The following is a 12,337-nucleotide window of genomic DNA, read 5'->3' on the forward strand; positions in this document are numbered from 1 at the left end:
CAACTAACAGGGGCCCAAGGAGATCGGCGTGTCGCAGTGAAGCCGACTCACCCTGATTCGCGGGGTTTACCAATCATCTGGTAGTGACGACATCCGGCGCGCTGACGTCTATCGTGCGCGCGGCCCGGCCGGCCTTGGTCGCCAGCAGCGCCTTCAGCAGCCGGTGCTTCTCGTCGGCGCGCTCGGCCGCTCCCCACACCACGGTCAGACCGCCTTCCAGGCGCAGGACCACCAGTTCCGCGCTCGAGGCCTCGATCGTCACCAGCTTCGACTTCCACCGCGGCTGCAGCCCTCTGAGCACCTCGAGGCCCTCCCGGGTCGCCGGGTCCCCCGGGCCCGGCGCCGCGACCACGAGAAGCGGCAGGTGAGCGGGCCTGCGAGGCGAGGTGAGAACTGTCACACCGAAGCGGTCGACGTGCTGGAACAGCCCGTTCTGCTCGACCGTCGCGATCGGGGTGCGCTCCCGGACGGTGATGACCAGGGTCGTGGGCCAGCTCCGCGACACCGAGACCGACTGCACCTCCCGGATCCCGGCCACCCGGTGCCGCACCGACCCGGTGTCCAGCCGCGCCATCGGCGTGCCGACCGGCACCCGCGCCGCCTTCAGCACCTGGCCGCGGTCCAGCACCGAGACCCCGCGCACCGACACCTCGCGCACCACCAGCAGCCTGGAGCCGAGCACCGCCCAGATCGCGGCGCCGAGCAGCGCCGCGATGAGCAGGACGACGAACATCACCTTCCAGCGGGCGCGCCCGGCGGGGCGTCCGCGGCCGGCGGGCTCCGCCTCGCCCCCGGTCCCGGCGGCGCCCCGGGCCGGATCGCCCTGCGAGGGCGGCTGCCGCGGCGGCTGCGTGGTGGCCATGTGCCGATGATGTCCCCTTCTCCCGCCCGCTGAAACCTCTGACACGCCGGAGCGCCGCCGGCGCCCGTCAGGAGAGCAGGGACAGGATCCTCGGGCCGAGCGTGGTGACGTCGCCCGCGCCGGCGGTGATCACGATGTCGCCGGGCGAGGCGAGCTCGGCGACCCGCTCGGCGGCGGAGGCGAAGTCCGGCAGGTAGTGCACCTGCGGCCCCTCGGGCACGGCGTCCACGATCAGCTGCCCGCTCACCCCGGGCTCGGGGTCCTCGCGGGCGCCGTAGACGTCCAGGACGACCGCGACGTCGGCCGCGCCCAGGGCCGCGCCGAACTCCGCGGCGAAGAACCGGGTGCGGCTGTAGAGGTGGGGCTGGAAGACCACGATGATCCGGGACCTGCCGCTCTCCCCCGCGTAGTCGCGGGTGGCCGACAGGTCGGCGGTCAGCTCGGTCGGGTGGTGGGCGTAGCTGTCGAAGACCTGGACGCCGCCCGCCTCGCCCTTCAGCTCCAGCCTCCGGCGGGCTCCGCCGAAGGCGGCGAGTCCCTCCACCACCTTGGGCAGGTCCGCGCCCAGCGCCTTGGCGACCGCGACGACCGCCGCCGCGTTGAGCGCGTTGTGCCGTCCGGGGACGGCCAGCTCGACCGTGCCGGCACCCGAGAGCTCGAACGTGGAGCCGAGGCCGCGCGGGGTGAACCCGGTGATCCTCACGTCGGCGTCCTCGGCCTCGCCGTAGCCCAGCACCCGGGGCGCCTTGGCCGCCAGCTCCCGCACCACGGGGTCGTCGATCCCGGCGACCAGGACGCCGTCGGGCTCGATGCGGTCGACGAAGCGCGCGAAGTTCGCCTTGACCTCCTCGAACCCCCCGTAGTTGTCCAGGTGGTCGGCCTCGACGTTGGTGATGACCGCGACCCTCGGGGAGTACATGAGGAACGAGCCGTCGCTCTCGTCGGCCTCGGCCGCGAACACGTCGCCGGTGCCCTCCGCGGCGCCCAGCCCGGTGGTGACCAGCTGGCCCCCGATGCAGTAGGACGGGTCGAGGCCCGCGTGCTGCAGGGCGACCGTGAGCATCGAGGTGGTCGTGGTCTTGCCGTGCGTGCCGGCCACCGCGACCGCCCGCCGCCCCGCCATGAGCGAGGCCAGCGCCGCGGCCCGGTGCAGGATCCGCAGCCCCCGCTCCCGCGCGGCGGCCAGCTCGGGGTTGTCCTGGCGGATCGCGGTGGAGACCACGACGGTGTCGGCGTCCCCCAGGTGGGCGGCGTCGTGCCCGACGAAGACCTTCGCGCCCATCCCGGCGAGCTGCTCCAGCAGCTCGGAGTCCTTGGCGTCGCTGCCGGAGACCGCCATGCCGCGGCCCAGCATGATCCGCGCGATGCCGGACATGCCGGCGCCGCCGATCGCGATGAAGTGCACCTTCCCCAGGCGTTCGGCGGGGACGACGTCCACAGGACTGACGAGACTCACGACTGGCCACCTCTTCTGGCGCGGACGACCTCGAAGACCATCTGCGCGAGCTTGACGTCCGCGTCGCGGTGGCCCATCCGGGCGGCGGCCTCCGACATGCGGGCGACGGCCTCGGCGTCGCGCAGGATCGGTATCACGTTGTGCACGATCCACTCGGGGGTCAGCGCGCCGTCCTCGACGATGAGGCCGCCGCCTCCCTCCACGATCGGCTGGGCGTTCAGCGCCTGCTCGCCGTTGCCGATAGGCAGCGGCACGTACGCCGCGGGCAGCCCGACCGCCGACAGCTCGGCGCAGGTCATCGCGCCGGCCCGGCACATGGCCAGGTCCGCGGCGGCGTAGGCGAGGTCCATCCGGTCGCAGTAGGGGATCGTGACGTACTGCGGCTCCCCCGGACGGCCGGGCGGGGCCTCCTCGGTGTTCTTCTTGCCGACGATGTGCAGCACCTGCACCCCGTTGGCGCGGAAGGCCTGCGCCGCGGACACGGCCGCGCGGTTGAGGGAGCGGGCTCCCTGGGAGCCGCCGAAGACCAGCAGGGTCGGCAGGTCGGCGTCGAGCCCGAAGTAGCTGCGGGCCTTGTCGCCGATGGCCAGCCGGTCGAGCTGGGCGATCTGCTGGCGGATCGGGATGCCGACGAACCTGGCGTGCGGCAGCGGCGAGTCCTGGTGGGAGACCGCGACGTGCTCGGTGAAGCGGGCGCCGAGCTTGTTGGCCAGCCCCGGCTTGGGGTTGGCCTCGTGCACGATGATCGGGACGTTCCGGCGGCGGGCCGCCAGGTAGCCCGGGGTCGCCACGTACCCGCCGAAGCCCACGAGGATGTCGGCGCCGACCCGGTCCAGCACGGCCGCGGCCGTGTTGATCGCGCTGTTCAGCCGGCCCGGCACGGCCAGCAGCCGGGGGGTGAGCGTGCGCGGCAGCGGGACCGGGGGGATGAGGGCGAGCTCGTAGCCGCGCTGGGGGACCAGGCTGGTCTCCAGGCCGCGCTCGGTGCCCAGGCAGGTGATCCGCACGGACGGGTCCATGCGTCGCAACGCGTCGGCGAGGGCGAGCGCCGGCTCGATGTGCCCGGCTGTGCCACCGCCGGCGAGGACAACCCTCATGACACGACAACCTTTCTGCGGAGATCCTCGAATCTCGGTACGGGGGGTTCTATCTGGGTCCCAGACCCAGCCAGCTTAGGACGCGCGCGCCCGGTCCGGGACCACGTGCCGCCAGCGCCTGGCGGGCGCCGGGCTCCCGCTTGGCGAACGACAGCAGGATGCCCAGCGCGATGAGCGTGGGGATGAGGGACGAGCCTCCGTAGGACACCAGCGGAAGCGGGATCCCGGTGATCGGTAGGACGTTGATGACCGCGCCGATGTTCACGATCGCCTGGACCACGATCCAGGCGGTGATGCCGGTGGCGGCCAGCCGCATGAACGGGTCGCGCACCCGCCTGGCGATCCGCAGCCCGGCGTAGGTCAGCAGCCCGAACAGGCTCAGCACGATGAGGGTGCCGACCAGGCCGAGCTCCTCGCCCAGGACGGCGAAGATGAAGTCGGTGTCGCCGTGCGGCAGGTACTCCCACTTGGCCCTGCCCTCGCCCACGCCGGTGCCGAACCAGCCGCCCGAGCCCAGCATGTAAAGGCCCTGGTTGCTCTGGTAGCCGGCGCCCAGCGGGTCGCCGGACGGGTCGAGGAACCCGGTGAGCCGCTGCATCCGGTAGGGCTCGACCACGATGAGGATGCAGGTCAGCATCAGCACCAGCGCCGAGACCCCGACGAACAGCCGCATCGGGGCTCCGATCACCCACAGCAGCGCCAGGAAGATCACGAAGAGCACCAGGGTGGTGCCGAGGTCGTCGCCGAGCATGACCAGGATGACGATGAGGCCGGTGCCGGGAAGCAGCGGGATGAGCAGCTGCTTCCAGTCCGTCAGCATCCGCAGCTTCTCCTTGCGGGCCAGCAGGTCCGCGCCCCACAGCACCAGCCCGAGCTTGGCCGGCTCCGACGGCTGGAGCTGGAACCCTCCGCCGAAGCTCAGCCAGCGGGTCGCGCCGCCCGCGCTCTGGCCCAGGCCGGGCACGAGCACCAGGGCGAGGCCGAGGACGGCCAGCAGCATGATCGGGTAGGCCAGCACCCGGAAGGTGCGCATCGGCAGCATCGCGGTCAGCAGCATCAGCGGCAGGCCCAGCGCCACCCAGGTCGCCTGCTTCTGCAGCAGGGAGAACGCCGAGCCCGTGTTCTTGAGCGAGATCACCGAGGAGGCCGACAGCACCATGGTCAGGCCGAGGGTGAGCAGCAGCAGCGTGCAGCCGATGACGAGGTAGTAGGAGGTGAGCGGGCGGTCCAGGAGGTTGAGCACGTTGGCCGTCTGGGCCTTCAGCCCGGTCCTGGCGCGTTCCGGCTCCGCTTCGCCGGCGGGGGCTGCCGTCACGGGCCCGGCCTCTCCCCTCCGGCCGGGCCTCCGGCCGGATCCGCGCCTGCCAGCCGCTCCACCGCGGCGGCGAACGCGTTCCCGCGCGCCTTGTAGTCGGCGAACATGTCCATGGAGGCGGCCGAGGGGGCCAGAAGTACGGTGTCGCCCGGCTGTGCGAGCCGGGCCGCCTGGTTCACCACGAGGTCCATCGCATCAGTGTCCGTCGCCGCGACCTCGATGACCGGAACCTGTGGCGCGTGTCGGGCGAGCGCCTCGGCGATCCGTGCCCGGTCGGCGCCGAGCAGGACCGCGCCGCGCAGCCGGGGCGCGGCCGCGGCGACGAGGTCGTCGACGTCGGCGCCCTTGAGCAGACCGCCGGCGATCCACACGATGTGCTCGTAGGCGGCCAGGGAGGCGGCGGCGGCGTGCGGGTTGGTGGCCTTGGAGTCGTCCACGTAGGCGACTCCGCCGACGTCCGCGACGAACGCGATCCGGTGGGGGTCGGGGCGGAAGGCCCGCAGGCCCTCCCGGACCGCCTCCGTGGGCACCCCGAAGGCGCGGGCCAGCGCGGCGGCGGCCAGCGCGTTGGCGACGTTGTGCGGGGCGAAGGGGACGACGTCCCGCAGCTCGGCCAGCTCGTCGGCCGAGCGGGCCGGGTCCGCGACGGTGGCGCGGTCCACCAGGAGGTCCTCGACCACGCCGAACTGGCCGGAGGAGGGCATCCGCAGGGTGAACCCGTAGGCGTCGGGGCCCGCGAGCGCCGCCGCGGTCTCGTCGTCGGCGTTGCAGACGCGGATCGTGCCCGGCCCGTAGATCTTGCCCTTGGCCTCGGCGTACGCCTCCAGCGAGCCGTGCCAGTCCAGGTGGTCGGGCGCGACGTTGAGGACCGCCGCCGCGTGCGGCGCCAGGCTGGAAGACCAGTGCAGCTGGTAGCTGGACAGCTCGACGGCCAGCACGTCGTGGCCGGCGAGCACCGCCTCGACGATGGGCTCGCCCACGTTCCCGACGGCGACCGCGTCGTGCCCGGCCGCGGTGAGGATGCTGGTGAGCATCCGCACCGCGGTGGTCTTGCCGTTGGTGCCGGTCAGCGCCAGCCAGGGCGCGGCGCCCTCGGCCGGGCGCAGCCGCCAGGCCAGCTCCACCTCGCCGATGATCTCGATCCCGCGGGCCGCGGCGGCGGCCAGCAGCGGCGTGGACGGCTTCCAGCCCGGGGAGGTGACGACCAGTTCGGTGCCCTCCGGCAGGGTGGCGCCGTCGCCGAGGCGGACCGTGACTCCCACGGCCCGCAGCTCGTCCAGGCCCTCGACGCCGTCGTTCTCGGTCCGGGCGTCCACCGCGGTGACGGCCGCGCCGCGTTCGGCGAGCACCCGCGCGGCGGCCCGGCCCGACACTCCCAGCCCGGCCACCGTGATGTGAACGTCCTTGAACCGCATTACTTGGGCACCCACTCCAGATAGAACAGGCCGACACCGGCAGCGACGCAGAGGCCGCAGATCAGCCAGAACCGCACCACGATCGTGGTCTCCGCCCAGCCCGACAGCTCGAAGTGGTGCTGCAGGGGAGCCATCTTGAACAGGCGTCTGGGCTGCTCGAACAGCTTACCGCTGATCTTGAACCAGCCCACCTGCAGGATCACCGACATGGTGATCAGCACGATCATGCCGCCCAGGATGGCCAGCAGGAACTGGGTGCGGGTGGTGATGGCCAGACCCACCAGCACGCCGCCCAGGGCCAGCGAACCGGTGTCGCCCATGAAGATCTTGGCGGGCGGGGCGTTCCACCACAGGAAGCCGAAGCAGGCGCCGAGCACCGCGGCGGCGACCACCGCGAGGTCCAGCGGGTCGCGCACCCAGTAGCAGTGCGGGGCCAGGCCCTCGGCGCAGCTCTGCCGGAACTGCCAGTTGCCGATGATCACGTAGGCGGCCAGGATCAGGCCGACGGTACCCGAGGCGAGGCCGTCCAGGCCGTCGGTCAGGTTCACCCCGTTGGAGACGCCCTGGATGAGGATGAGCGCCCACAGCACGAACAGGTACGGGCCGATGTTGGGTCCGAAGTCCCGCAGGAACGAGAAGTAGGTGTCGGCCGGGGTGATGAGCATCTCGTTGGGGAACTGCAGGCAGCCCACCGCGAAGACGACGCCGACGATGACGATGCCGGTCGCCTTGGCCCGGCTGCGCAGGCCGAGGCTGCGCTGCTTGAAGACCTTGATGTAGTCGTCGACGAAGCCGACGACGCCCAGACCCGTCATCAGGAACAGCACCAGGCCGCCGGAGACGGTCGGGACCGTCCAGGTGATCAGGTGCGCCACGGCGTAACCGATCAGCGAACCGACCACGATGACGGTGCCGCCCATGGTCGGGGTGCCGCGCTTGCTCTGGTGGGTGCTGACGCCGTCCTCACGGATCATCTGCCCGTAGCCGAGCCGTACCACCAGTCGAATCCACAGGGGGGTGCCGAGCAGGCCGATGATCAGAGCGATCCCGCTCGCCAGGATTACGTTGTTCACGCCTCACCCTCCGGGGGGGCGTCCGTGAGCAGTGCCCGGGCCACCCGCTCCAGTCCGGCGACGCGTGAGCCCTTCACGAGCACCACGTCTCCCGGCCTGAGCCGTTCGCCCAGCACGGCCACCGCCGTACCGACGTCATCCACCTGCACGCACTCTCCGTTCCATGACCCCACCTGCTCAGCGCCCTTCAGCAAGGACGCCGCGGCCGGACCGACCGCGATCAGACCGGTGACACCGCTCCGCGCGGCATGTTGTCCGATCTTCTCGTGTTCCGCAACGGAAGCGGACCCCAACTCGGCCATGTGGCCGAGCACGGCATAGGTCCGCCGCCCCCTGGACATCGCCGACAATGCGTCCAGCGCGGCGCGCATCGACTCGGGGTTGGCGTTGTAGGCGTCGTTGACGACCGTCAGGCCGTCGGCCCGGTGGTCGACCTCCATCCGCCAGCGGCTGACCGGCACGGCGCGCGACAGCGCCGCCGCGACGTCCTCCGGCGGCATCCCGGCCCGGCGGGCCACGGCGGCGGCGGCCAGCGCGTTGGCGACCGCGTGCGCGCCGTGCAGCCGCAGCTCCACCCGGGCGGAGCCTTCGGGGACGACCAGGGTGAACCTGGCGCGCCCCTCCTCGTCGTAGCCCTCCTCGACGGCCCTGACCTCGGCGTCGGGAGAGCGCCCGAACAGCACCACGCTCCCGTCGGTGCGGCCGGCCATGGCGCGCACCAGCGGGTCGTCGGCGTTCAGCACCGCCGTCCCGGTGCGCTCCAGCGCCTCGACCAGCTCGCCCTTGGCCTGCGCCACGGCCTCGCGGCCGCCGAACTCGCCGAGGTGCGCGGTGCCGACGTTGAGCACCACGCCGATGTGCGGCGGGGCGATCCGCGTCAGGTAGGAGATGTGACCGACTCCACGCGCGCTCTTCTCCAGCACCAGGAACCGGGTGTCCTCGTCGGCCCGCAGGACGGTCAGGGGGTGGCCGATCTCGTTGTTGAGCGAGCCCTCGGGGGCGATCGTGGGACCGGCCCCGGACAGCACCTGGGCGATGAGGTCCTTGGTGGAGGTCTTGCCGGACGATCCCGTGATCCCGATCACGGTCGTCCGCGGCAGCCGTCCCAGGACGCCCCTGGCCAGCCGGCCCAGGGCCGCCACGACGTCGTCCACCTCGTGGACGTCGTCGCGGGAACCGGCCACGACGGTGGGGACGCCGGGCAGCGGCCGCGCGCCCAGGACGCCCGCCGCGCCGCCCGCCACCGCGGCGGCGGCGAAGTCGTGGCCGTCGACCCGCTCGCCGGGCAGCGCCACGAACAGCGTGCCGGGCCCCGCCAGGCGGGAGTCGATGACGACCGGACCGGTCACCCGCGCGTCGGGGCCGTGCAGCACGCCCCCGGTCAGCGCCGCGATCTCCGACAGGGAAAGTTCGATCACCGGCACTCCCGGATGGCCTTGGCGAGGACCTCGCGGTCGTCGAACGGGGTCACCTGACCCGCGGTGTACTGTCCGCGCTCGTGTCCCTTGCCGGCCACGACCAGGACGTCGCCCCGGCCCGCCCTGGCGACGGCGAGCGCGATCGCCGCCGCCCTGTCAGGCTCCACGACCACGTGGGCGCGCCCGGTCCGGGGGACCCGCAGCGCGCCCTCCATCATCGAGGTGAGGATCGCCAAAGAGTCCTCCGAGCGGGGATTGTCGTCGGTGAAGATCGCGAGGTCGGCCAGCCGGGCCGCGGCCTCGCCCATGAGCGGGCGCTTGCCCTTGTCCCGGTCGCCGCCGCAGCCCAGCACGACGATCAGCCGGCCCTCGGTGACCGGGCGCAGGGTGGTCAGCACCGCCTCGACCGCGCCGGGCTTGTGCGCGTAGTCGACGAGCGCGGCGAACTCCTGGCCCTCGTCCACCCGCTCCATCCGGCCGGGCACGCCCGGCATCCGGGCGACTCCGGCGACCGCGCGCTGCAGCGGGATGCCCGCCTCGACCAGGGTGACGATCGCGCCGAGCGCGTTGGCGACGTTGAACGGGCCGGCCAGCCGCACCTGTGCGACCGCCTCGATGCCGCCTGGGCCCACGATCCGGAACGAGCTGCCCTCCGGGCCCAGCCGGACCTCCTCGGCCCGCCAGTCGGCGCCTCTGTCCCCGCCGGGCGAGAACGTGGTGACGGGCACCTCGGCGATCCCGGCGAGCCTGCGGCCGTGGGCGTCGTCGGTGTTGACGACTCCCACGCGGCTGTAGACGCGGGTGAAGAGCTTCGCCTTCGCCTCGAAGTAGTCGTCCATGGTCGGGTGGTAGTCGAGGTGGTCCTGCGACAGGTTGGTGAACAGGGCCACGTCGAAGACCGTCCCGCCGACCCTGGCCTGCTCCAGCGCGTGGCTGGAGACCTCCATGGCGATCGCCTCCACCCCGCGCTCGACCGCGGTCGCGAACGTCGCGTGCAGGTCGGTGGACTCGGGGGTGGTCAGCGCGGACGGCAGGCGTTCGCCCGCCAGGCGGGTCTCCACCGTCCCGATCACCCCGGTGGGAAGCCCCGCGCCGGCCAGGCCCGCCTCCAGGATGTAGGCGGTGGTCGTCTTGCCGCTGGTGCCGGTGACGCCGAGCAGCAGGAGCTGCCCGGCGGGGTCCCCGTACACGTAGGCGGCGGCGGCGCCCAGCACGGGGCGGACGGCCTCGACGACCAGGACGGGCAGTCCCGTCTCCTCCGCGGCCTCGCGGCCCTCGGAGTCGGTCAAAATCGCGGCCGCGCCGGCCTCGGCGGCCTGCGCGGCGAACTGCGCCCCGTGGAAACGTTCCCCGGGAAGCGCGGCATACAGGTCACCCGGTCGGACCTGCCGGGAATCATGGGTGATCCCGGAGACCTCGCCTTCGAGCGGCCCGGAAACCCCGAGCCGCTCTGCGAGACCTGACAGCGGCCGAGCGGAGTTGCTCGAAGGACGCATCTGATGGCTCTCTCGTACGGACATTGCTCTGTCTGACGCCGACACGCGAGCCCTGGTTGGGGTCTCCTCAGTCGGCGAACATCTTCAGGGTCGGCGCGGCCGTCCCCGTCTGGGCCACCTTGCGGGTCTTCAGGGCGAATTCCATCACGTTCTTGAAGACCGGCGCGGCAACCTCGCCACCGTAGTACCCCTTCTTGGGATCTTGCAGCACTACCTGGACGATGAGCTGCGGATCGTCCGCCGGTGCCATGCCCACGAAGGAAGCGGTATACCCGTCGTAACCTCTCTTGGACTCCACGTAGCGCTCGGCGGTGCCCGTCTTGCCCGCCACACGGTATCCGGGGATCCGCGCGGCCGGGGCGGTGCCCTCCCTGGTCGTCGCGCCCTCCAGCATCCGGATCAGCTGGTGGGCGGTGTCCTCGCTGATGACCCGGCGGCTCTGCGGCGCCTCGGACGGGGTGAAGTCCCCCTCTTCGTCGAGGGTGCCGGCGACCAGGCTGGGGGTGACCCTGACGCCGCCGTTGGCGATGGTCGCGTAGACGCCGGCCATCTGCAGGGCGTTCACCGAGATCGTCTGCCCGAAGGAGATCGGGTACCGGTCGGTGCCGCTCCACTTGTCCGGCGTGCTGAATATGCCGGGCGTCTCCCCGGGCAGCCCCACTCCCGTGGGCGAGCCGAAGCCGAACGACGTCAGGTAGTCGTGCAGCTTCTGGTCGCTGAGGTTCTCCGAGGCCATGATGGTGCCGACGTTGCTCGACTTGGCGAGGATGCCGCCGAAGGTGAGGTTCTTCCACACCTTGTGGTCGTGCGAGTCCTCGAACTCGGTCGAGAACTTCCAGATGCTGTCGGGGACGTCGAAGGACGTCTCCGGGGTGACCAGCCCCTCCTCCAGCAGCGCGGCGGCGGTGATGACCTTGCCGGTGCTGCCGGGCTCGAACGCCTCCCCCACCACGCGGTTGCTGCGCTGCGCGGCGGTGGCCTTGGAGTACGCGTTGGGGTCGAAGGTCGGGTAGGAGGCCATCGCCACGACCTTGGAGTCCGGGGTCAGCACCACGACGGTGCCGGACTCGGCCTTGTGCTTCTTCACCGCGGCCGAGATCGCCTCCTCGGCCTTCCACTGGATGTCCTGGCTCAGCGTCAGCCGCAGGCCCTTGCCCGGCACGGGCTCCTTGATCTGGCCCTCGCCCATCGGGATGTGCTGCCCGTCGACGGCGCTGATCTCCACCCGCTGCCAGCCGGACTCGCCCTTGAGCAGCTTGTCGTAGGCGTACTCCAGGCCCTCGCCGCCGTCGCCGTCCTGGTTGACGAAGCCGACCACGTTCGCGGCGACCGCGTCGGCCGGGTAGGAGCGGCGCGACTCCGGAACCTGGCCGATGCCCTTGTAGCCCAGCGACATCACCAGCTTGGCCCGCTCGGGCGGCACCTGGTGGGCGAGCAGCACGTACTGGGTGTTCTTCTTCTCCAGGCACTTCAGCACGAAGCCGACGTCCAGCCCGAGCATGGACGAGATCCGGGCGGCGATCTCCGTCTTCTTCTCCGGATTGATCCGGGTGGGGTCGACGAAGATGCCGCGCGCCTCCTGGGTGAGCGCCAGCGGGTTGCCCTCGGCGTCGGTGATGTTGCCCCGGACGGCGGGCAGGTCGATCTTCCGCAGCCGCTGTTCCATCGCGGCCTGCTCGTACTCGTCGGACTTGATGCCCTGCAGCTGCACCAGGCGCCCGGCGAACAGGGACAGCACGAAGGCGATCATCAGCAGCGCGGCGTTGAGCCGCCGCATCGGGTCCTTCAGCCGCATCGACGTGCGCGGCGCGGGACGGCGGGGCGGACGGCGCGGCGGCGAGGGCCGGGCGGCCCGCTCCCCGTCGGCCCCCTCGCCCCGCTTGGCGGGGGCGCGCCGGGCCGCGGGCCTGGGAGGCAGGGTCCCCGAACCGGAACGGCGGCCCGGCTGGGGTCCGCGCGGCGACGGCGCCGGGCCGCGCGGACCGCGACGGCCGGGGGGTACCGCGCCGGGGGTACGCGGGCGTTCGGTCACGGGGTCCTCTCGGGCTCTGCCTGCACGGGTGCGGTCTGCGCCGGCGCGGTCTGCGCGGGAGTGCCCTGCTCGGTCTCGGTGACGCCGGCCCAGCCGGGGATGCCGTCGCCGGGGACGATCGCGCCCGGCACTCCGATGACCCCGGCCGCGGCCGCGGCGGGGGGCGCCGCGGG

Annotated in this window: 9 protein-coding genes; all 9 read right to left on the minus strand. The window is 72.5% G+C overall.

What is annotated here, in order from left to right; translation table 11 throughout:
- Positions 1-73: 73 nt before the first annotated feature.
- Positions 74-862, minus strand: coding sequence for a cell division protein FtsQ/DivIB (locus ABD327_RS24760; protein WP_344453161.1), 789 nt, complete (start codon positions 860-862; stop codon positions 74-76).
- A gap of 67 nt (positions 863-929) precedes the next feature.
- Positions 930-2,318, minus strand: coding sequence for a UDP-N-acetylmuramate--L-alanine ligase (gene murC / locus ABD327_RS24765; RefSeq protein ID WP_344453164.1), 1,389 nt, complete (start codon positions 2,316-2,318; stop codon positions 930-932).
- Positions 2,315-3,415, minus strand: coding sequence for an undecaprenyldiphospho-muramoylpentapeptide beta-N-acetylglucosaminyltransferase (gene murG, locus ABD327_RS24770; protein WP_344453166.1), 1,101 nt, complete (start codon positions 3,413-3,415; stop codon positions 2,315-2,317). Before murG ends, murC begins: the two co-directional genes overlap by 4 nt.
- A 49-nt stretch (positions 3,416-3,464) precedes the next feature.
- On the minus strand, positions 3,465-4,730 hold the full coding sequence (gene ftsW / locus ABD327_RS24775; protein WP_425547204.1) for a putative lipid II flippase FtsW: 1,266 nt from the start codon (positions 4,728-4,730) through the stop codon (positions 3,465-3,467).
- Complete coding sequence (gene murD, locus ABD327_RS24780; RefSeq protein WP_344453169.1) at positions 4,727-6,145, minus strand: UDP-N-acetylmuramoyl-L-alanine--D-glutamate ligase; 1,419 nt, start codon at positions 6,143-6,145, stop codon at positions 4,727-4,729. The genes ftsW and murD overlap by 4 nt, the downstream gene beginning before the upstream one ends.
- On the minus strand, positions 6,145-7,218 hold the full coding sequence (mraY, locus tag ABD327_RS24785; protein WP_344453171.1) for a phospho-N-acetylmuramoyl-pentapeptide-transferase: 1,074 nt from the start codon (positions 7,216-7,218) through the stop codon (positions 6,145-6,147). Before mraY ends, murD begins: the two co-directional genes overlap by 1 nt.
- Positions 7,215-8,636 (minus strand): UDP-N-acetylmuramoyl-tripeptide--D-alanyl-D-alanine ligase, encoded by a 1,422-nt coding sequence (locus ABD327_RS24790; protein WP_344453173.1) that lies wholly within the window; start codon positions 8,634-8,636, stop codon positions 7,215-7,217. Before ABD327_RS24790 ends, mraY begins: the two co-directional genes overlap by 4 nt.
- A complete protein-coding gene (locus tag ABD327_RS24795; protein ID WP_344453176.1) occupies positions 8,633-10,132 on the minus strand; it encodes a UDP-N-acetylmuramoyl-L-alanyl-D-glutamate--2,6-diaminopimelate ligase in 1,500 nt (499 codons plus the stop codon). Before ABD327_RS24795 ends, ABD327_RS24790 begins: the two co-directional genes overlap by 4 nt.
- 67 nt (positions 10,133-10,199) lie before the next feature.
- Positions 10,200-11,927 carry a peptidoglycan D,D-transpeptidase FtsI family protein gene (locus tag ABD327_RS24800; RefSeq protein ID WP_486303502.1) on the minus strand — a complete coding sequence of 576 codons (1,728 nt, stop codon included), beginning with the start codon at positions 11,925-11,927 and terminating at the stop codon, positions 10,200-10,202.
- Positions 11,928-12,337: the final 410 nt, after the last annotated feature.

It is taken from the genome of Actinocorallia aurantiaca (assembly GCF_039533685.1).
Taxonomy (GTDB): domain Bacteria; phylum Actinomycetota; class Actinomycetes; order Streptosporangiales; family Streptosporangiaceae; genus Actinocorallia; species Actinocorallia aurantiaca.

What these genes read in the sequence shown, in the direction of transcription:
- ABD327_RS24800 (WP_486303502.1), bottom strand. Translation starts at nt 11,927, where the DNA reads ATGCGGCTGAAGGACCCGATGCGGCGGCTCAACGCCGCGCTGCTGATG.
- ABD327_RS24760 (WP_344453161.1), bottom strand. Translation starts at nt 862, where the DNA reads ATGGCCACCACGCAGCCGCCGCGGCAGCCGCCCTCGCAGGGCGATCCG.
- murD (WP_344453169.1), bottom strand. Translation starts at nt 6,145, where the DNA reads ATGCGGTTCAAGGACGTTCACATCACGGTGGCCGGGCTGGGAGTGTCG.
- ABD327_RS24795 (WP_344453176.1), bottom strand. Translation starts at nt 10,132, where the DNA reads ATGCGTCCTTCGAGCAACTCCGCTCGGCCGCTGTCAGGTCTCGCAGAG.
- murG (WP_344453166.1), bottom strand. Translation starts at nt 3,415, where the DNA reads ATGAGGGTTGTCCTCGCCGGCGGTGGCACAGCCGGGCACATCGAGCCG.